The 20840-nt window shown below is 37.4% G+C and carries 24 protein-coding genes; 7 read left to right on the top strand and 17 right to left on the bottom strand.

Annotated features, from left to right (window positions below):
• Window positions 1-128: 128 nt before the first annotated feature.
• Window positions 129-1667, bottom strand: a complete 1539-nt coding sequence (gene gntK, locus H0Z31_12550) for a gluconokinase (protein ID MBO8178274.1) — start codon at window positions 1665-1667, stop codon at window positions 129-131.
• 20 nt (window positions 1668-1687) lie between these two features.
• Entirely contained in the window at window positions 1688-2701 is a 1014-nt protein-coding gene (locus H0Z31_12545) for a substrate-binding domain-containing protein (protein ID MBO8178273.1), read from the bottom strand.
• A gap of 458 nt (window positions 2702-3159) precedes the next feature.
• Here H0Z31_12545 and H0Z31_12540 point away from each other — a divergent pair, with 458 nt between their 5' ends.
• The 4 genes from H0Z31_12540 to H0Z31_12525 all read left to right on the top strand — a co-directional run bounded on the left by H0Z31_12540 (window position 3160) and on the right by H0Z31_12525 (window position 6912).
• Window positions 3160-4359 (top strand): DNA polymerase IV, encoded by a 1200-nt coding sequence (locus tag H0Z31_12540; protein ID MBO8178272.1) that lies wholly within the window; start codon window positions 3160-3162, stop codon window positions 4357-4359.
• Between the two features lie 18 nt (window positions 4360-4377).
• Window positions 4378-5238 carry an SDR family oxidoreductase gene (locus tag H0Z31_12535; protein MBO8178271.1) on the top strand — a complete coding sequence of 287 codons (861 nt, stop codon included), beginning with the start codon at window positions 4378-4380 and terminating at the stop codon, window positions 5236-5238.
• Between the two features lie 473 nt (window positions 5239-5711).
• Window positions 5712-6185, top strand: coding sequence for a DinB family protein (locus tag H0Z31_12530; GenBank protein ID MBO8178270.1), 474 nt, complete (start codon window positions 5712-5714; stop codon window positions 6183-6185).
• Between the two features lie 73 nt (window positions 6186-6258).
• A complete protein-coding gene (locus tag H0Z31_12525) occupies window positions 6259-6912 on the top strand; it encodes a carboxymuconolactone decarboxylase family protein (GenBank protein MBO8178269.1) in 654 nt (217 codons plus the stop codon).
• Between the two features lie 364 nt (window positions 6913-7276).
• Here H0Z31_12525 and H0Z31_12520 read toward each other — a convergent pair whose 3' ends face one another.
• The 10 genes from H0Z31_12520 to H0Z31_12475 form a co-directional block, all read right to left on the bottom strand.
• Window positions 7277-7441, bottom strand: coding sequence for a hypothetical protein (locus tag H0Z31_12520; protein ID MBO8178268.1), 165 nt, complete (start codon window positions 7439-7441; stop codon window positions 7277-7279).
• Between the two features lie 386 nt (window positions 7442-7827).
• On the bottom strand, window positions 7828-8685 hold the full coding sequence (locus tag H0Z31_12515; protein MBO8178267.1) for an AraC family transcriptional regulator: 858 nt from the start codon (window positions 8683-8685) through the stop codon (window positions 7828-7830).
• Window positions 8686-9246: 561 nt separating this feature from the next.
• Window positions 9247-9912: an HAD family hydrolase gene (locus tag H0Z31_12510; GenBank protein MBO8178266.1), complete on the bottom strand. Its 666-nt coding sequence runs from the start codon at window positions 9910-9912 to the stop codon at window positions 9247-9249.
• A gap of 352 nt (window positions 9913-10264) precedes the next feature.
• Window positions 10265-10756: an N-acetyltransferase gene (locus H0Z31_12505; GenBank protein ID MBO8178265.1), complete on the bottom strand. Its 492-nt coding sequence runs from the start codon at window positions 10754-10756 to the stop codon at window positions 10265-10267.
• A 513-nt stretch (window positions 10757-11269) separates the two neighbouring features.
• Window positions 11270-11551, bottom strand: coding sequence for an adhesin (locus tag H0Z31_12500; GenBank protein ID MBO8178264.1), 282 nt, complete (start codon window positions 11549-11551; stop codon window positions 11270-11272).
• Between the two features lie 175 nt (window positions 11552-11726).
• The gene (gene arsA / locus H0Z31_12495; GenBank protein ID MBO8178263.1) at window positions 11727-13508 is read right to left on the bottom strand and encodes an arsenical pump-driving ATPase; all 1782 of its coding nucleotides are present in this window, start codon (window positions 13506-13508) and stop codon (window positions 11727-11729) included.
• A 15-nt stretch (window positions 13509-13523) separates the two neighbouring features.
• The gene (gene arsD / locus H0Z31_12490) at window positions 13524-13886 is read right to left on the bottom strand and encodes an arsenite efflux transporter metallochaperone ArsD (protein ID MBO8178262.1); all 363 of its coding nucleotides are present in this window, start codon (window positions 13884-13886) and stop codon (window positions 13524-13526) included.
• A gap of 131 nt (window positions 13887-14017) precedes the next feature.
• On the bottom strand, window positions 14018-14440 hold the full coding sequence (gene arsC / locus H0Z31_12485) for an arsenate reductase (thioredoxin) (GenBank protein ID MBO8178261.1): 423 nt from the start codon (window positions 14438-14440) through the stop codon (window positions 14018-14020).
• Window positions 14441-14541: 101 nt separating this feature from the next.
• A complete protein-coding gene (locus H0Z31_12480) occupies window positions 14542-14889 on the bottom strand; it encodes a winged helix-turn-helix transcriptional regulator (GenBank protein ID MBO8178260.1) in 348 nt (115 codons plus the stop codon).
• Between the two features lie 381 nt (window positions 14890-15270).
• Entirely contained in the window at window positions 15271-15696 is a 426-nt protein-coding gene (locus tag H0Z31_12475) for a DJ-1/PfpI family protein (GenBank protein MBO8178259.1), read from the bottom strand.
• Between the two features lie 148 nt (window positions 15697-15844).
• On the opposite strand from H0Z31_12475, the gene H0Z31_12470 reads away from it, so the two are divergent.
• Window positions 15845-16354 (top strand): YhcN/YlaJ family sporulation lipoprotein, encoded by a 510-nt coding sequence (locus tag H0Z31_12470; protein MBO8178258.1) that lies wholly within the window; start codon window positions 15845-15847, stop codon window positions 16352-16354.
• A gap of 155 nt (window positions 16355-16509) precedes the next feature.
• Here H0Z31_12470 and H0Z31_12465 read toward each other — a convergent pair whose 3' ends face one another.
• The 3 genes from H0Z31_12465 to H0Z31_12455 all read right to left on the bottom strand — a co-directional run bounded on the left by H0Z31_12465 (window position 16510) and on the right by H0Z31_12455 (window position 17562).
• On the bottom strand, window positions 16510-16776 hold the full coding sequence (locus tag H0Z31_12465; protein ID MBO8178257.1) for a hypothetical protein: 267 nt from the start codon (window positions 16774-16776) through the stop codon (window positions 16510-16512).
• 88 nt (window positions 16777-16864) lie between these two features.
• Window positions 16865-17005: a hypothetical protein gene (locus tag H0Z31_12460; protein ID MBO8178256.1), complete on the bottom strand. Its 141-nt coding sequence runs from the start codon at window positions 17003-17005 to the stop codon at window positions 16865-16867.
• Window positions 17002-17562 (bottom strand): hypothetical protein, encoded by a 561-nt coding sequence (locus tag H0Z31_12455; protein ID MBO8178255.1) that lies wholly within the window; start codon window positions 17560-17562, stop codon window positions 17002-17004. The genes H0Z31_12460 and H0Z31_12455 overlap by 4 nt, the downstream gene beginning before the upstream one ends.
• Before the next feature lie 136 nt (window positions 17563-17698).
• On the opposite strand from H0Z31_12455, the gene H0Z31_12450 reads away from it, so the two are divergent.
• Window positions 17699-18574, top strand: coding sequence for a hypothetical protein (locus H0Z31_12450; protein MBO8178254.1), 876 nt, complete (start codon window positions 17699-17701; stop codon window positions 18572-18574).
• Window positions 18549-19223 (top strand): L,D-transpeptidase family protein, encoded by a 675-nt coding sequence (locus H0Z31_12445; GenBank protein MBO8178253.1) that lies wholly within the window; start codon window positions 18549-18551, stop codon window positions 19221-19223. The genes H0Z31_12450 and H0Z31_12445 overlap by 26 nt, the downstream gene beginning before the upstream one ends.
• Window positions 19224-19456: 233 nt before the next feature.
• On the opposite strand, the gene H0Z31_12440 is transcribed toward H0Z31_12445, so the two are convergent.
• Both H0Z31_12440 and H0Z31_12435 read right to left on the bottom strand, forming a co-directional pair.
• Window positions 19457-19963 (bottom strand): ferritin, encoded by a 507-nt coding sequence (locus tag H0Z31_12440; GenBank protein MBO8178252.1) that lies wholly within the window; start codon window positions 19961-19963, stop codon window positions 19457-19459.
• A 184-nt stretch (window positions 19964-20147) separates the two neighbouring features.
• Window positions 20148-20687 (bottom strand): class I SAM-dependent methyltransferase, encoded by a 540-nt coding sequence (locus H0Z31_12435; protein MBO8178251.1) that lies wholly within the window; start codon window positions 20685-20687, stop codon window positions 20148-20150.
• Window positions 20688-20840: the final 153 nt, after the last annotated feature.

Genomic DNA, 20840 nt, shown 5'->3' with positions numbered 1-20840 from the left:
TAAGTAACCGTTTACAAAAAAAGTGATGCATTTTAATCACTATCCAACAATGGCACCTTTGACAATCGCAAACTTCCCTAATGTTCGATTTCTAAACCGATTTAGTATTCGGGAAAATCTCGCCCCGTTTAAGAATACTTTTGCTGAAACGAAGCGATACTATCAAATTCATCTTTTAACCGTTCATATAAACGTACATACATACCGAATAATTCCGAATAGATAAATGTATTGGCTTCATTTGGAATATGATGGGATGAAATACGAATCCATGATTTGACTGTATCTAATGACGGAATTTCACCAAGGGCATACAAAGCCAGTGAAGCAGCCCCTAAAGCAGAAGCTTCATGCGTTTCGGGAACAAGTAATTCTTTTCCCATCATATCGGCAAGCATTTGCCGCCAAAACGCCGATTTCGCAAATCCACCCGAAACGCGAATTTCCGACAGCGGTCCTGTGACATCACGAATCGCTAACACTACAGATAAGACGCTCATGCATACCCCTTCCATCACGGCTCGGATAAAATGTTCCCGCTTATGATGAAGGCTAATGCCAAAAAACGTGCCTCTTGCGTTTGCATTCCAGTATGGTGCGCGCTCTCCTGATAAAAACGGGAGAAACAGCAATCCTTCCGCACCGGCAGGAACGCGCTCAGCATACTTTGTCAATAAGTCATATGGATCGACACCAAGTTTTTTCGCCACCTCACGCTCTTGTCCGCCAAACTCATCGCGCAGCCATCTCAGCAATATTCCGCCGTTATTGGTCGGTCCGCCGACAACCCAATGATCTGGTGTAAGCGCATAACAAAATGTTCGTCCTTTTTCATCGGTTTTTTGCACGGATGAAATTGTACGGACCGCACCGCTCGTTCCGATCGTAATGGCAGCTTCGCCACTCAAAACCGCACCGACGCCAATATTTGCAAGCACGCCGTCACTAGCTCCGACAACAACAGGTACATCAGGAGCAAGCGCCATTCGTTCTGCCCATTCCTTTTTCATTCCACGCATTATATGTGTCGTTGGCACAAGATTCGATAGCTGAGCTTTTGAAATACCAAGAAGGCGGAGAACTTCCGCATCCCAATCGAGCGTATCTAAACAGAACAGTCCCGTTGCCGAGGCAATGGAATAGTCGACCACGTATTGATCATATAACCGGTACAACACATATTCTTTTATCGAAACAAATTTATCGGCTTTATCAAATAACTCCGGCATACTTTCCTTGAACCAAAGCAATTTTGGAAGGGGCGACATCGGATGAATCGGCGTTCCCGTCCGCTTATAAATATCTAATCCGTCCATCTCGTTCAATAGACGCTCCGCTTGCTCAACACTGCGATTATCCGCCCAAATAATACAGCGGGTAAGCGGATGGCCTGATGCATCTAGTGCTATTAGCGAATGCATCGCCGCACTGAATCCGATTGCTTTGACTTGCTTGGAAGTCACATTCGCCTTTGCAATGGCAACGCTTACACTTTCGACAACAGCAGAAAAAATCACATCCGGGTCTTGCTCTGCCCAGCTAGGATACGGCTGCACAATCGGATAATCCACCGCGTGAGATGAAAGCACATGTCCATGTTCCCCGAACACGACTGCTTTTGTACTTGTTGTTCCAATATCAACTCCAATAACAACTTCTCTATTCACTGTCGTTTCCCTCTTTCATGTTACGTTCTTCGTTTCGCAGACCCCCGTTCGATAAACGTAGGTGGAAAGCGTAAAATTTGCGGACGATGTTTCGTTTTTTGTTCGATTTGCATAAACAGCCGCTCTGCTGCTTTTTTCCCCATCTCAAATGTCGGTTGGGCGATCGTTGTTAATGCCGGTGTATAAATATGGGCAAACGGCACATCGTCGATGCTAATGAGTGCTATATCATCTGGTATTCTCAAATGATGATCCTTAACAAAAGTTAGAATTTCCATCAATGTTAAATCGTTAATGGCAAATAACGCCTCCGGAGGGTGTGAGGAAGAAAACAAGTTGGCTAACCGTCCTTTTATCGAAGGAATTTCCAACCCCACCATATACTCTTCCATAATCGGAAGCCTATTGTCGGAAAGTGCTTGACGAAACCCCTCAATTCGCTCCATCCTTGGAATAACATGGGGTGCGATCGGCGGCGTAACAATGCCAATTCGTTCATATCCTTGCTGGACAAAATAATCGACAGCCAATGCTGCCGCCTGATGGTTATCAAGTAGAATCGCATCTACCTCTACTTCAGGAACCATTCGGTCAACAAACACGAGTGGAAATTGTTCTTCCACCATTTTTTCATATAGATTGACATTTTTCCCCGTTGGGAAAATAATTAATCCATCGACTTGCTTCGCGCGCAGCATTTCAATATATTTTTTCTCTTTCACTGGATCATCATCTGTATTGCAGACAATGACGTGAAAATCACGTTGCTGGCAGACATCTTCGATTGCCCGCAGCACCTGTGTTGTGAGCATTTGCAAAACATTGAAAACGATAACGCCAATCGTTGCTGTCGATTTTTGTTTTAAGCTTCGGGCAATAAAATTTGGTTGATAACCTAATTCTTCAATCGCTTTTGTAATACGCTTTTTTGTTTTCTCGCTCATATAATCGTAGCGTTTGTTCAAATATTGCGACACTGTACTTTTTGAAACATTCGCCCGTTTCGCAACGTCGGCCATGGTTACTTTTTTCAAGGATTTCCCTTCTCTCTTTAACTAAATCGATTTAGTTCGTTATGTCCTTTTTTAATAAACCGGTTTAGTTGCATTATAAACAATATGAAAGCGCTTTACAATTAATTTTTTCAATTTTTTCTTTTTTTAAGTAAATACATCCAAAATATTGAAAAAAGTTTGTAGTTCTCTTCCGAGCAAAGGCTGTCTTATAACCGCTTCATTGCTCCACAGCGCATGATGGTGATAAAATAAAAACAGGTGTTCGTTCGTTGGAAAAGGTTGCTCGAACATAAAGTAGATTACGAGCGTATCATCAATTAAGTCCGTCAAACAATATTGAGATGCTAGGAAAATACATCTCTCAAATTACTCAAGAATCCCGCTTCTTCAGGCGTGTGGAGTGTTAATATTTTCATAGAAATGTTTGGTACACATCTTAGTGGGCATGGTTTTAAAAATTGGAATAAGGTGGTTCTATGAAAGAGATGTATCCCAAAAATGGACGGGTAATACTTCATATTGATTGCAACGCTTTTTTCGCATCTGTAGAAGCTGCTTACTCCCCTTCTCTTCGTGACAAACCATTAGCCGTAGCTGGAAACCCAAAAGAACGCCGTGGAATTATCCTTACCTGCAACTATCTTGCGCGGGAAAAAGGCGTTTATACTACTATGTCACTTTGGGAAGCAAAAAAGAAGTGCCCAGATTTGGTAGTACGTCCTCCGAATTTTGACCTGTATCGAGAAATGAGTGCAAAAATCTTTGATTTTCTATCGAACTTCTCCCCTCTTTTAGAGCCGGCATCGATTGATGAAGGGTATATGGATATAACGGATTGTTACGAAATGGGAACCCCTTTAGAGATTGCCAATCGGATTCAAAAAGGGCTGCTTGAGACCTACCAAATTCCCGTAAGTATTGGAATCGCACCAAACAAGTTTTTAGCGAAAATGGCTAGTAACATGAGAAAACCATTAGGAATTACCGTTCTTCGCAAGCGGGATGTTCCCAACATCTTGTGGCCGCTTCCCGTTCAAAAAATGCATGGAGTTGGCGAAAAAACTGCAAGAAAATTACATGAAATCGGTATTTATACCATCGGGGATTTAGCAAAAGCACAGGAAGGCTTATTAAAAAATACCTTAGGGATAAATGGTGTCTATCTTCGGGAACGTGCGAACGGTGTTGACCATCATCCGGTGGATCCGAATGCTGCTGCCGAGATCAAAAGTATAGGAAACTCTACCACACTACCGCATAACGTCATTGATGAGCAGACACTGGTAGAAACGTTGGAGAAATTGACTAGTTCTGTCTGTGAACGAATGAAACAAAAATCGGTTGTAACGAAGAATATTCAAATTACGATTCGCTACTCTGATTTTCATACCGTCACCCGAAGCAAAAAGTTAGAGAATCCCGCCCTTCACATGAAAGATATTTTTCATCATGTCGTTCAACTATTTAAAAAACATTGGACAGGAGACCCTGTGCGACTATTAGGGGTTACGGCTCTTGATGTCGTCGATCGAAAACACGCTGTTAAACAGCTTGATTTATTTTCCTATGAAGAAGATGCTAAACGCGAACCTTTATTACAAGCAATCGAACAACTCGTTGAAAAATATGGAGATACGGTTATACAAAGAGGGTTCGAGTGGAGAAAGAAACGGTAAGACGTTGGAGGGAATATTGTGAATCAAACTATTGACAAACAACCGGTTGCGTTTGTTACAGGAGCTTCAAGCGGCTTTGGGTTGCTGACATGTGTAGCACTTGCCGGCGAAGGCTATCGTGTGCTAGCTTCTATGAGGAACTTGGATAACAAAGGACGGCTGGAAGCGGTGGCGAAAGAAGCAGGTGTAACGAATCAGATGGAAATTGTCCAATTGGATGTAACCGATTTTTCCGCTGTGGAAACTGTAATTCAGGATGTGATCGACCGTTATGGTCGAATTGATCTGTTGGTGAACAATGCGGGGTATGCAACAGGCGGCTTCACGGAGGAACTTGCTGTTGAAGAATGGCGGCGGCAATTTGAAACCAATTTTTTCGGTTTAGTAGCAGTTACAAAAGCGGTTTTGCCGTCGATGAGAGAACGCAGAAGCGGCAAGATTGTGAATATAAGCAGTATCAGCGGACGGATCGGATTCCCTTCTATGGGGCCTTATGCAGCATCCAAGTTTGCGGTAGAAGGATTCAGTGAGTCTTTGCGTTTGGAGATGCTACCGTACGGCGTTCATGTTGTGTTGATTGAACCGGGATCCTATAAAACGGATATCTGGTCAAAAGGGTTAGAAGCGGTAACGATCAATCCGAATTCCCCTTATGTTAAAAAGATGAAGTCCATATGGAAATATGTCAACCACGTTGCTGACACGGCACCTCCTCCGGATGAAGTGATCCAACAGATTGTGCAAGTGGCAAAGTCTCCCTCTCCAAAATTGCGGTATCCGGTTGGCAAAGGCGTGAAATTAGGAATTATCTTAAAAAATGTTCTTCCGTGGAACTGGTGGGAGCGGATGATAACGAAACGGTTATGGGGAGAATCATGATGGTGAGACTTTAGTTCAAAAACATTGAGATAAAAGAATCGGGTTTGTCGGTTCAGTAACAGTTTAACGATATATTTAGTTACTTCACATGGGGTTCAATCGTTCAATTAACCGCTCATCATGCGGTTTTTCTTTTGGTCAAAATTTAACAACAATTGATAGCAGAGACTATTTTAATTAAAGAGCAATCTTCTTCTTCCGCTTAACCATCTAAATAATAACATTTTAATCTCCCTCCCAATCACGTAGAATATTTAAATTTATCATTTGTCCTTACTAGTCAGAATGTCTTAGGTCTTTAATTGATTTTTTACACTAGAACCAGGAAAAATTTATGTTTTTTTTAATTTCTGCATTGATTTTCATACCGAAACCAGAATTCGGACCTAAAAAAACTTCCTATTGAAAGGAATAAACGTGAAGACCAAGAAATAGTTATTCTAAGATCTTTAAAAAGTTGGGAGGGGTTTTTCTTGGAACCAACAATTATTCGTCATTTGGAAACCGTGCGTGGGATTACTGAGCAAATGATAAAAAAAATTCCAGAAGAGATTTCGGATATCGTTCCAAAAGGTTTTAACAACAATATTCGCTGGAACTTTGGTCACATTGCATCCGTTCAGGAAAAGCTCGTCTTTCGAGTTTTAGGAGAAGAAATGGGTATTCCAAAAGAATATGAGCAGTTTTTCGGTGCCGGAACGAAACCGGCAGAATGGGAAGGAACGCCGCCATCATTAGCAGAGATTGCCGTGGTCTTGACAGAACAAAAAACAAGAATAAAAGACTTTATTCAAGGACGTTTGCATGAAAAACTGCCAACTCCATTTACAAACCGAGCAGGCACTACGTTTTACACATTGGGTGAGACATTATTGTTTAGCTTTTACCATGAAGCATTACATGTCGAAACGATTAAGCGATTATATCGATTGATTTCTTCTAAATAACCAGACCATCTACATATAATACAACGGATTTTAAAAAATTAACTCTAAGACCATAAAGAAAGGACGCAGAATAATGGCAAACAACTTATATCAAAAGGAAAATTTACGTCATTTTGCTAAGCTGGGAGATTTAGTTCCTGAACAATATCAAGCTTTTCAAAAATTTAACCATGCTGTGATGGAAGAAGGCGCGCTTACAAAGAAGGAGAAAGAAATCATCGCAGTCGCTGTGGCACACGCTACTGAATGTCCTTATTGTATTGATGTGCATACCCGTAATGCAAAAGCAGCAGGCGCATCCCTTGAAGAATTGGTGGAAGCAGCGTTTGTAACAGCTGCTATTGAAGCTGGTGGAGCAATGACTCATAGTACCCATATGCAAAATGCACTAGATCAGGAAGCAGATGACACCTTCTACCGCCGTTCGAACCTAAAAAAACTAGCTAATTTGAAACAATGGGCCCCTGATGGTTTTAGCGCATTTAACAATTTTAGCAATGTAGCGACCAAAGAAGGAAAATTGAGTGCTAAGCTAAAAGAGTTAATTGCTGTTGCTGTAGCCCATACCACGGAATGTCCATACTGCATTGACGTTCATACAAAATCTGCTCAAAAAGAAGGTGCGACTAAAGAAGAGCTCTCGGAGGCTATTCTAGTAGCAGCCGCTTTACGAGCAGGTGGTGCTTATACTCATATCGCGAATATGATTCAGAGCTATGGTGAATAAGTCCCCCTCTTGAATGTACTCTATAAAAATTAGATAACATCATCATTATTTCTTTCGGTAGTTCTATTCTACAAAACCCCTTGAAGCTCAAGGGGTTTTAGTATTTCTGAATTTATTGTTTATACAGGATGTTATATATCGTTAATCCATCAACGTTTTCGGATTCTCAAGAAGTTTGCTAGCTGCAACGTTTCGCTTAGAGAAAAAACATGAACTTGAGTGATATTGATTACTTTAGCAATTCTCTTAATTCTTCTGTCATTTGTTCGACTAACTCCGGTCTTCCATGGAATGGTCCATCCCATTTATGAAGCGTGCTAGGGTTTAAAATCGTTATATGCTTAAAATCGAAACGAAAAATTTTTTAGTCATTAGGCTCTTCTTGGAAATGTTGGTTTAAATAAGGATTTTCAGTTGTTGCGAAGTTAACTGACTGTAAGCTAGTCTCAGTATCGATTCCATAAAGATCATCTTCCGGCTTCTTTTTTAACTCTTTAGATTGGTTATTCTCCATTCGTTTTTTGTCCATTTTTTTCTCCTTTCTAAATCATTAACGTGCGAATCTGTCCAGTCATTCTTATTTTTACCAATTACCTATTCATTACCCCAGATATATTATTATTAGACTAATCTCACTCTATAATCTCCCTCGTAACGCACTCATTTCTTTAAAACCTCTTATTAATAATTGTGATCAAAAAAGCAGCCAATCCCTAGTTTCTTGAGAAAGAAAAGGCCCCATATTATTACTGGGACGCTGGCCCCGATTGAACATATGAAGCGATGCCTTATTTAAGCATCGCGCTCTTTTGCTTAATAAATTATATTAATTCCAAATTTATGAAATAATTCTTAGTCTAGTACCCTATCCGATTAAAGGTATTCAAATATTGCCCATTAAGCTTATACACAACGCTATTTTATGGGTACATATATATCAATCTCAGACTTTTCATCTTCTGGTCCAAGAAATCGCTCATCGTACACTTCGAAATCATCCGCTTCGGCAAGTTCATAACCGGACTTTGGAAGCCAAGTAGCATAAATGAAATCATATGCGTTCCCAAGCGTTTCCATACTCCCTTTGTGCGTAACAACAACGTACTTATTTCTCGGAACGGTCTTTACTACCATTCCCTCGGGGATTTCGTCGATTCTCATTACAGGTACACATGCAACATAAGTGAATTCTTCGTCATGTGGATTCTGGCAAAATTCACTAATTCCCATGGCTACTTTATCATCTGATCTATTTTTTATTTCATGTATTCTTGAGAGAAATTCATCCCACAACTGTGGAACTTTATTGTTTTTTAATGTAGTTGAACACTTCATGCCGACTACAGTAAATCCTTCTTTAATTACAATCCTTGGTTCCATTAATAAGCCTCCCTCAAAATGTTTTAACATTGAAATTGTTAAACGCGGTTTTTCTTTTAGCAAAAGTCTCTGTTTTTGTCTGCGATACATTCCGGGGGTGATGCCAAACATTTTTTTAAATGCTCTCGTAAATGCTTCTTGAGAATTAAATCCATATTCACAAGCGATATCAATAATGCGAAGATTTGTGTTTCTAAGTAAGTGAGCTGCAGCCGTTAGCCTGCGCCTTCTTATATATTCTGTTAATGACTCTCCAACAAAGGATTGAAAAATTCGATGAAAATGGTACATTGAGAAATTTACCTGTTGTGATATCTCCGTAATCGATAGTTCGTTACTTAGATTTTCTTCAATATAATCAACCGCCCTTTGTATTTGCTTCAAGTAACTCAAGATCTTCACCACTTCCTGTTTATTCCTTTTATCCATATTATACTTATACGAAGATTAACATTTTGATCTTTTTTGCGGTTTCGCTTATAAAATGAAAAAGTGCCGATTCTTATTAAAGAATGGCACCAGTCTGTTGAAGACTATTTTGAAGCTAGCTTGATTTATTGATGTTATAAATCGAACCAACGTTTTCTGAAGTAATTAAGATTTAATCAATATCCTCAATTTGAATCAAATGTTCTCTACAGAACTCCAAAACTCGCTCAATAGCTATACGAGATGTCTTGTTATCATCACGAACATCAAACCCGTGGCTCCCACTTGGGTGATTTATAACAGGACGCAATTACCTTTATATTGCTATTGAACATAACTGCCGATAATTTATAAACACAATATTATCATTCATGTTCGATTTTAAACTCGTTTATATGTATATGGGTAGTACCTGCTCGCCATTGTCCTTTTCTAAAAAAACGCCTTTTCAGGAAACTTTTATACGAATTTATACCCTATTTTATATAGGTTCAATAAACACATCATTTTTAGCTAAATTATTTTTCATTCTTTCACTAATTTGGATTCGATTAAATGCAACAAATCCTTTAATTCAATTTCTTCCATGGATGATAGGCGGTGTAAATGTCCGGAAAAGTCTAAAAAGCTGGTAACTGAGTTTGGAACAATAACACAATGTAACCCTGCCTTAGTAGCTGCTATCAGACCATTTTTTGAGTCTTCAAAGGCCAAAGCCTCGTATGGTTTCACTCCAAGCTCCTGAATGGCCTGTAAGTAGAGTTCAGGATCAGGCTTTACTTTTTTAACATTATCTGATGTTTTTACAACTTCGAAATATTCCTTGATGTTAAACTTCTCTAAAAAGCCTTGCACCCAATATCTGCTTGAACTAGATGCCAGACCTATTTTCAAACCAAGTTCTTTTGCCGCTTTTAAATACTCATTTACCCCTTCACGTAGGTGTAATTGACTCATTTGTTGTTGATACCTCTCATGTGTATTTCGATCGATCTCTATCCGATTGATAGGCTTTCGTGCTATTTTGGTCAGCCGTTCGTACAACACGTCATCTTTCGTTCCGATACTTAATGCAAAATCTTCTAACTTTAACTCACAGTCATATTCGACTAGTACGTCCTTATACACATCAAACCAAAGTGACTCAGTATCTACAATTAATCCATCAAAATCAAATACTAGTGCTTTAATCAACTTCTTTATCCTCCATAAAAATTAGTAAAATACGAGTCTTTCCACAACCGAACACAATCAATAATTGAAATTTCCATCAATGGAAAGTTTACATATATCCGGCTTGGTTGTTGTTTTCCAAAAGTTGAAATCAAGCTTGTTGTCAAAAGTAATTCATAGTGCATGACCGTGAAAATGGAACACATGAATCATAATTTAATTTTTATTTTACAATGAATATCACTTGGCTAAATGACACCATTTTACTTAGTTCTAATTTTTTGACAGAATTATTTGGTTTGAAATCGAATCCTAGAATAACGCTGTCACTATTTTTATAGGCAAATAGTAATTTCACCTAATAGTCATATCAATCCATACCCACAATTTGACTACGACGCTCGAGTAACACGACATCACGCCATACCCCATTTAACTTTCCTATCCGTTGTCGGATGCCGATTTTACGAAATCCAACACTTTGATGTAAACGTAAACTTGGTATGTTTTCAGGGAAAATGCCTGCAGTTAATGTCCAAAATCCTTTTTCCTCTGATTCTTTGATAATAGCTTGTAAAAGTTGTTTGCCAACTCCTTTTCCTCGACTCACTTCTCGAACATACACACTAACCTCTCCCACTCCTTCATACACGCAGCGATCCGATACTTTACTTATCTTACACCAGCCTTGAATGCCTTCTTCGTCTTCAGCAACTAAACATAAATTTGCGGCAATAGTCGATTCCCATTTTTCTAATGATGGTACTGCCGTTTCAAACGTTGCTTGTCCTGTTGCCATTCCTTGCTCGTAAATTTCCTTCACTTGCAACCAATCCTCTTTACAAAAGCCACGAATATTCAAACGATTAATCAACTCCTTCTATTCTATACAGTAAAGGAACTAGCTATGGGTCATCACGCTTTTCAAAATACAATTAACAACAATCACAAATAGATGAAAATGGGCAGCATTCACTATTAATAACATCTTTTTTTGCATCATCTTGGCTTTCTTTCACTTCAATGATTTGAATAGTATCACCCTTTCTCTCTTATTAATTGACAAATATAATTTTCAACATGTTCAAATGAAGTTCCTCCTTCAATGGAATATAATAAAGATCCTGATCACGTCGGCATCGTCATGACAAACCTACAAACGAAAAGACTAGATTCTTTCTAAAGATAGTGTGTAATATGTTCATTCCGGTAAGCCTGCCAGTTCTGAGCTAATAAGGAGCACCATGACTGGTCTCAATGCTTTGCCTTTTAATGTAATCTTTTAATTTAATATTTAGAGTATATTTATTAGCTTAAATTAAAAGCTGACAACTTTTTTTACGTCGTCAGCGTTTTTTGCCTATTTATTTTGATTTCAACAACTTTGATTTAACCCTAATAAGACAAAATGGATACCTTCTCCTGTTTCCTCTGCATCTAGTGTAATTCCTTCGATGATAGAAGACACTTGCTCATCAATCGCTACCTGAATACCATTCATTTTCTCCACCCGATCTGTAGTTTGAGGATCTTCTAATGATAAACCAAGTTGTGGACCGCAACATCCTTCACCTGCAGAGTAAAGACGAATCCCTTCTTTACCGTTTTCCTTTAAAATATCTTGTAATGCTAGTTTTGCTTGATCAGTAATCACCATCTTCCCCTTCTCCTTTCTTAATAAGTGGTTTTTCGTTAACCTTCTGGTGAAACAAACGTTTCAATATTTCTTTCATTTCATGTTTTCTACGTCATCTGCTCCACCGATAAAAATTTGATTTTTGTGATGTACGGTATTTTTATCATACGATTCTCTCCGGGTAGGATCAGCTTTGTTAATCTTGAGTATATTCTTTTACCTTGTCGTATCCAATTTTCTCTTCTGGCTGCCAAGGGATAATAGCGCAATGAGAAGCTAAATCTTGTTGGACTTTCTGAATCCATGTTTTTTCAGCATGTGCTCTTCCTCTTAATACGGGATCAATCGTTTCGGTTGCATATAGGCTTTGGTTGATAACCCACCATTTCGGCTCAATGTTTGCTCTTTTTAAATCCTCCTGTAAGCGTTGTGCCTCTAGAACAGGTGTTGCTTCTGCCAAAGTCACAATAACAACACTAGTTTCTTTTGGATTTCGTAAACGGGGCAGTAACTTCGCGACACTCTCAGGTACTTCTCCAGTCGAACGGACTAGTTCTTTATGATAGGATTGAGCCGCATCTAATAAGAGTAAGGTATGTCCCGTTGGAGCTGTATCAATAATCACGATTTCTCCTTCGGATTTGGCGACTACTTCAGCAAACGCTCTAAATACAGCGAGTTCTTCCGTACAAGGTGACTTTAAATCCTCTTCTAAATAAGCGAGTTCTTCCTCCTCTAACTCTTCCAGCGCCTTTGACAATACCTCTTGTGTATAGGCTTTTACTTCTGCTTTTGGATCTATTTTACTGATGGTAAGAAGTTCCTTTACATCATGATTTTGATTTGGAAACATAAAATCCAAATGGGCTGCAGGGTCCGTGGTTGTTAAGTGAACCCGATGTCCTTTTTCGACTAACCCCACCGCGATGGCCGAAGCAATGGTTGTTTTGCCTACGCCACCTTTGCCCATTGTAAAAATAACCTTTGGCTGTTTTTCAGAGAATTCGTTAACCACTTCTGTTAAATGGTGAAGATTTACTTCTGCTAAGTCTATGTCTTGATTCTCATTCGCCGAAAACGTGTATCCTTTAAATAAATAACGAAGATGTTTGATTCCGGTTAAAGAATAAGAAACAAACGGTAACGAATAAATGCCCATTTGCTTTAATTCTTTTGGCATTGTTATTAAAGCCCGTTGTTGTTTTTGATAAATGGCTACTGAAACCTTATCGTTTTCTAAATACTGTTGCATAAGACCGTTAATAATTAATAACTGGTTTTTTATTCCAATTTCTTTTAATTCTTTGGACGCTCGGTTTGCTTCTTGTAAAGAAGCGAGTTCCGGACGAGCAACCAACAATAAAGTAGTTTGTTCTGGATTCTCCAACACTTCCATCGTTTTAGCATAAAGTTGCTTTTTCTCATTCAAACCTGATAATGGGCCCAAGCAGGAAGCTCCATGTGTACTTTCTTCTAAAAAGCCTGTCCAAGCCATCGGTAATTGAAGCAACCGAAGCGTATGACCCGTTGGAGCTGTATCAAAAATGATGTGATCAAATTGACTAACCAATTCTTCATTTGCTATTAAGTTGGTAAACTCATCAAAAGCCGCAATCTCCACTGTACATGCCCCAGATAACTGTTCTTCCATGGTTGTCAGGACAGAATCTGGAAGTTTACCTCGATAGGGTCCTACTACTTTTTCACGATAGGCTCTCGCTGCTTCTTCAGGATCTATGTTGCATGCAAATAGATTCTCTACACTGGGTATAGGAACTGGTTTCGTCCCTAATTCCATTTCAAATACGTCTTGTAAATTAGAAGCCGGGTCTGTACTTACAATTAACACTTTTTTCCCGGCATCGGCTAATGCCACAGCTGTTGCACAAGCTGTTGAGGTTTTCCCTACCCCACCTTTTCCAGTAAAAAAGAGAAAAGGCGTCTGAATCGTATGATAAGGATGAAAGGATTGAAACATCCTTTTATCCCTCCTTTATTTATTAAGATTTAATTTTAGACGAACACGAGGTTTTTCAGCTTTTAGTTCTTCAGGATTAACACCAAACCATTCTGCCAGCTCCTCATTGGTCGGGTAAGCACCAACCTTTACCACTTTCCCATCTCTTAATACGACAGGGAGAGCATCTGGACCTTTTTCATGAAGTACTTTAGAAACCTCTGTGTTTTCCGCGAATTTATCTGGCTCGTTAGCTAAGTTGTATCGTTTAATATCAAAACCTTTCTTTTCTAAAGAAAATACGGCTGATGCTACTCTTGTTAATTCCGGATCTACGCTCGGCCCACATACACCTGTAGAACAACACATCGCCGGATCAAAAATCTCGACTTTTTTCATTTACTTTCATCCCCTAACATCATTATTTTGTATGTTGTGCATCCCGCTTTAAAAAGTTTATAATAATATACTTATTTACACTTTTAAAAAAGTCGAGAGAAAAATCTCTCGGTTTATATGGTTTTTATGGACTATTCTCCAGTCTCAGCAAATCGTTTAATGCGCTCTCCGATTTCATCACGTACACGTTGGAACACTGCCCATTTTTCTTCCTCCGTACCTTCTGCTCTTGCTGGGTCATCAAACCCCCAGTGTACACGTTTTACGTGAGGTGGAGTAACAGGGCAGTGATCAGCAGCATGTCCACATAATGTCACCACTAAATCAGCCTTATTTAAAATTTCTGGATCAATAACATCAGAAGTTTGATTAGAAATGTCAATTCCTACTTCTTTCATGGCTTTCACTGCATTAGGGTTTAAACCGTGTGCTTCGAGTCCTGCACTATAAACTTCCCACTCGTCTCCTAAATATTTCTTTGCCCATCCTTCAGCCATTTGGCTACGGCAAGAGTTACCGGTACATAAGAAGTAGATCGTCTTTTTGTTTTTCATGTTTCATTCCACCTTTGTTGTTATTTTTTTAATATTTCCGTTGAAACCATTATGCCTTGTTAAATGAACGTAATAAGCGCTTCCACAGATATCATTTTAGATTAACAATCGCATCGGAGCGTAGGGTTGGTTTCCTCAATCTTACGAATATTCTCTGTTTGATCTGGAATATGTTCCAAAATAATTTGAATGAAATCATATAACTCATTTTGTGAATTAAGTGAATAATAAATCCACTGCCCTCTTCTATTCTCTTTTACTAATCCTGCATCCTTTAACTTGCGAAGATGCTGACTAATAGAAGGTTGACTCATGTCAAACACTTCATGAAGTTCACATACACAACACTCACGTTGATTTAAAATTGCCATGATCGTCAAACGTGTTTTATCACCAAGTAACTTTAAAACGTATGATGCTTTTTCGATCTCCACCACTGTTTTTGCCATAGGAACACCTCCTGTTATGTATATTTATATAACTATTTCCTTATATGCAGGCAAGAAATGAAAGAAATTACTCCATTTTTTCATCTACTCTAAAAAAATGATGTCACATCTTACATATCCATGACTTAGATATTGTAGTGTAACGATCTCTTTAATAAGTATATAACTACATACTTATTTAAAACAAGAGAAAAAACCGACTTTAACATAATCTTTAAAATTCAATCGAAAGTGTGAAAAATGGAAATAAACTTGTCTTATCTCTGTTTTTTTCAAAATGAGAGATTCTTCTCCTCTTCATAAATTCTTTATTTGTTTCGGTTTAACAGATCTCGGAGTAGAAATGCTTCACTAAACATTCGCTACCTGCTAATAAGTTAATCATTTATTTAAAGATAACCCCTGTCCAACAGGATGAATTAAATTTAATACTGCATCTCTTACTTTCTTAGTCAAAAGCCTTTCAATAAACCATCCAACTAAATTTTGTGCTGCTAAACAACCAGCTGCAGTTGCAATATTACCTTCAACAACAAATGATTCTTCAACTACATAAACATTAAACTTCTCTAACTCCCTTTTTGCTGTTAGATATGTAGTTGCTTTCTTGCCGTTTAACAAACCAAGAGCTCCTAAAATAAGAGAGCCTGAACACATAGAACCTACCAACTGTTTAGATGGGTCTATCTTTAATCTTTTTAGATAATTTTCATCATTACAAAGCTTCCTTATTCCTGGACCACTCGCAAATAAAACTGCATCCGCATGACTTATCTCATCAATGTACGAATGAACTCGAATTGTCAAACCTGATTTATTAATATTTGCATCGAGTTTCTTTATGATTACTCAACTTTTTCGTTTTTTTCTCTAAATACTTTCTATTCAGTACATAAAAAAGAAAAATAGAAGCAAATTAACAATAAATATCATTTTGAAAGGGGATTGAATATTGATGAAACATGTAAAGTTAGTGATAACATTTACTTTAACCATTCCACTTGTATTTGGTTGTGCAACAAATTTTAACGATGAAGCAAGGAATATGGACAACAATGTACAAAATGTCCGCTATGACCAAAGGGACAACAATCGAGCTCAGGATATAACCCCCCGTACGAACCAACAAACTAGAATGGAAATAGCAGAAGAAGCCGCTAATCGTGTAGAAAACTTAGAAGGAGTACGCCAAGCAAATGTCATTGTCACAAATCGCAATGCCTATGTTGCAGTAATGCTTGATGATCAACCAAAAGGGGAAATGACAAGAGCTGTTGAAAATAAAATTTCAAACGCAGTAAAACAAGCAGACAGAAATATTCAAAATGTTTTTGTTTCAACGAACCCTGATTTTGTTGATCGTATGACTGATTATACAAATAAACTTCAACGTGGAGAACCAATCGAAGGACTTTTTGAAGAATTTAATGAAATGGTTCTGCGTGTATTTCCAAACGCACGATAAATATTAATGGAGGAAATAATCATAATTTCCTCCATTTTTAATTTACAAACAGAAAAACGAATATCGTTTACGTTCTGAATATTATCATGTGATTTATCATCTCACTTTAAATAATAACAAATTTTAATACTCAATTCCCCCGCTTTGATTAATTATCATTCATGAAACCAATTCTTTATTTTATCCAGCTCATTCATCAATTGGTTGATTTCTTCTTGACTCAAACGGACAGGCATTTGATCATACAAAGTAAGGATTTGTCCATCAGCTTCATTTTTATGTTTATTTAAATAATCATAAAGTGTTTTTAACTGATTTTCATTAAGTGTTGAATTTGTCGTAAAATGTTTCACTCTTTGTAAATAAAATTCATTCTTCAGCTGATTAAACTCACCAGAAATAATGTCTCCCTGTAATTTCATGCTCCCACTCCTGTATTTAATAAGTTTCTTAATAGTGTGCTCTAAATAGGTAATAATATAAAAGGTTCTCATCATCTTTTATCATGATTCAACCAATCATTCGTTGAAATCTCTTCAACAGTAAATCAATAACCAAAATATGAATACATAAACCAATAACAAACTGCACCCAAAACCATTCATTGGTGTTATTTACAAACAATTTCACGGCCTCATTCACTTCAATCATTGCTCTTCATCCTTTATTAGTTTTTCAGCGATCGCTTCTGCTAGAAATTGCGCAGTTTGCAAAATATGTTCAGAGCCTATTTGCTGCTCATGAACGAAGGCAAAATAATAAGCACGAATGACACTCATAATAACATCACGATTCGTTTCCTTTAACACCCCTTTTTTCTCCCACTCTTCCAATAGCGGAAAAAGTACATGGGCATCTTTCTCCATGTGGTTTTCAATTCGTTCCTTCGGCAGCTTTCGTATCAGCATGTCAAGTTCTCCTTCAAAATAAACGCGGCGAATGATCGGATTGTTTCGCACGAACTCGAGCCCTCTTAACAAAAAATGAGCAAAATCTCCGCGGCCGATCTTCTCTTTCCCCTTTATTTCCTGTAAGAGTAGTTCTTTGATCGTTTCCTCCTCGCGCACAATAATTTCAAATAAACAGTCCACAGTAGATATATGACTGTCTATCTTCTCTTTATAATAGCTAAGTCTTCTTACAAAAACCTCTAAAAGAAAAGCCATCTTATCTTCGTCATTCGCCATTTTGGTCGAACCTATTTTCACTCAGTTTATTATCTTCTCCCTGTTCTCCGAGTCCAATTTTTAAACAAACATCAATTTCTAATAATTACCGTCAATTTCGTTTTTCTTGTAGCTAAAAATAAAAAAGAAATTTATGTAATGTGAGGTATATGTAATGATGAAGTTAAGATTTCATATGATGATCCTTTCTATTATTTTTTTGATCCTTCCAATGAAAGCATTAGCTAATGAAGATTATTATGAAGACAACGATACCCCTATTAGTTATATGATTGAAGTTTTGCATTGGGAAATCGCCAATCAAATTCTGCCTAAAGGAACAACTTTTACAGTTGTTGATGTGGAAACAGGTTTACAATTTAGAGTTCAAAGAAGAGCGGGAAATAAGCATGCTGATGTCCAACCACTAAGTAGAAAAGACACAAAAATAATGAAAGAAATATACAATGGAAAATGGAGTTGGAATAGGAGAGCCATCATCGTTCTTATTGATGACCAGATGATTGCTGCATCCATGCATGGAATGCCTCATGGTGCAGGTGCTATTAAAAATGGTTTTCCGGGACATTTTTGTATTCATTTTTGGGGAAGTACAACCCATCGATCAGATCATATGGATTTATCTCATAAAATAATGATATTAAAAGCTGGTGGAAAGATTCATGATTACATGAATCGCATCGACCCATATGAACTAATTCAAATATTTGCAATAGCTATTAACACTCACGATCACCAACTATTAGAACTAACGGTTGCGAAAGAGACCCTATCTCCGTTGACCAAAATAATAAACGATTTTACTTATTTTAAGATCACAAATAGTTCATTATCACCTGTGAACGACATGAACGAAAAAATCTTAATGAAAATCCCAGTTGAAGTTGAATTCTATAAGAGAAATAAAGGTAGAGAAAAAATGGATATCCATTTCATTATTAGAAGAGATAGTATCATTGATCGCTGGTATATAGACGGACAATACTTTTTGAAGGAGTTATATCGAGATGAAAAACAAAATAAGAAGAACTAATTTTTTTGTTCTTATTTCTATGATCATCTTTTTAACTATATCTCCATTTAGTGAAGTCCACAGTGAAAAAATTCAAAAAATTTACATTAAGGTTGATTTATGGACGAAAGAGCTTTACGTAATTGAAGGTGTAAAAGTCATCAAGAGATATAAAATATCACCTGGAACTGAGGATTCGCCTACGCCTATTGGAACATTTATGATTACCAAAAAATCTAGATCGTGGGGAGGTGGTTTTGGCACTCGCTGGTTAGGATTAAACGTACCTTGGGGAGAGTATGGAATTCACGGAACAAATAAACCTTGGTTGATCGGTAATAATGTAAGCAGTGGTTGTATCAGAATGCGAAACGAGGATGTGGAAGAGTTATTTGAAATCGTATCTGAAGGTACGGTTGTACATATAGTAGGACCTATCACAGGTATTGGAAATGGAGATTTAAAAAATTTATCTCTCGGTTCAAAAGGGAATTTGGTTCAAATCGTCCAAGAAAGACTAAAACTAATGGGCTTTTATCATGGGAAGATAAATGGAATTTTTGATAAGACAACTGAGAGAGCTGTTCATTTATTTCAAAGAGTTCATCATTTACCAGAAACGGGTGTAGTAACTAAAAGAGAGTATATATTATTAGGTATTTTAGAATAATTGGTCCCTCCCTTTTTTCACAATTACCATTAACATTTTAATGCACATGAATGTCATTCTTGCTTTTTTACACATTTACCCTTTTCTTAAATAGAAAAACGCTTGGATTTTCGTTCCAAGCTTTACTAATCCCCATCTCCATTTAAAAGAACTAAAAACAACGATTGGTTTCTTAGGACAATCCTATTTGAAAGAAAAGGTCGAATTGAACATTTCCCCGTTTTTCCCAAATTTTATTCTTGTGGAGGATTAAATGTTCTTGCAGCAAACTCACGATCAAGTAAAAACATTCCATTGGTATCGTTATTAAGCCGTTTTAATTGAACAATAATGTGATCAAACATCGCTTCTTCTTCGATTTGTTCATTAATATACCATTTAAGGAAATGAATCGTACCGTGATCTCGTTCATCGAGGGCTAAGTCAGAAAGAGCATAAATGCGCTTAGTTACTTCTTTTTCGTGTTCATAAGCAGACTCAAAACAGTCTAAAATCGATTCAAAATCGTTTTTCGGAGTATCATAACCTGTAATCATCGCACGCTCCCCAATATCTTTTAAGTAACGGAAAATTTTCATTCCGTGAAAGCGTTCTTCTTCTGTTTGAACTAAAAGGAAGTTCGCAAACCCATCCCAATTTTCCGCTTGACAGTATGCTGCCATCGCTAAATAAATATTGGCTGATTCGAATTCATAATTCATTTGTTCAACAAGTGCGTTAACAAGCTTTTGGCTCGGCATGTGTGGTTCTCCTTTCATAATGAATGATTGCTAAATCATGTGACTTATTTATTAGATTACCTTAAAGACAAAAATATTACTTACAAATTGACTTTTTTTGTATAAACTATATTGATTCGTTCATAAATTCAATGATCATTTTGTTATTATTTACAAAGTAATGGAACTATTTGCAAACGGATTGCTAACTCGATGGATTAACATCCATAGCGCATACAGCTAAAACAGGCTTCATTTCTTTGACTTCCAGTTGAATTTGTGAAAACCCTGCCTCTTTGAGATACTGTACTAATTTTTTACCTTCCTCGAGTGCGATTTCATTATTAGCCTCCTTAGAGCGTGGTTGGATTGTAATGGCAATCAATCCGTTTGGCTTCATCAATTTGCGTAAGTCTTTTAGTCTTTTTATAGGTTGATTCCAAAAAATAATTGAATTAATCGAAAAAATTTTATCAAATGTCTCGTCAAATACAGGCAGATTCTCAATTTCTGCAAGATGTAGCTTTACTTTTCCTTCGCTTATGGCCACCTCATTTCTCTTTTGCGCTTGAGAAAGCATTACCTCTGAAGGATCAATTCCTACGATTATTCCTTCTTTGATAACATTACTTATCTTCTCTACTGCGATTCCGGGACCAAATCCAATCTCTAATACCCTATCAGAATTTCGTATATTCAATAATGACAATGTCCATTCGTTAAGTTCCTTATTCGTAAATGCCATAATCCTTCCACCAATGCTTCCTAAAAACCTTGTGGTCGGCCGAAAAACTTTTGCAAGATGTCTCTCATTTTCTCTCCTCCCTCTATAAAATATTGATTTACTCGTTTTTTCTTTAAATTTCTTTGATTTTTATAAGCATCGACGTTTCGTAGA

The organism is Bacillus sp. (in: firmicutes), from assembly GCA_017656295.1.
Taxonomy (GTDB): Bacteria; Bacillota; Bacilli; order Bacillales; family JACDOC01; genus JACDOC01.
Note: the sequence above shows the minus strand (reverse complement) of the source record. Positions and strands in the feature narration are given on the sequence as shown.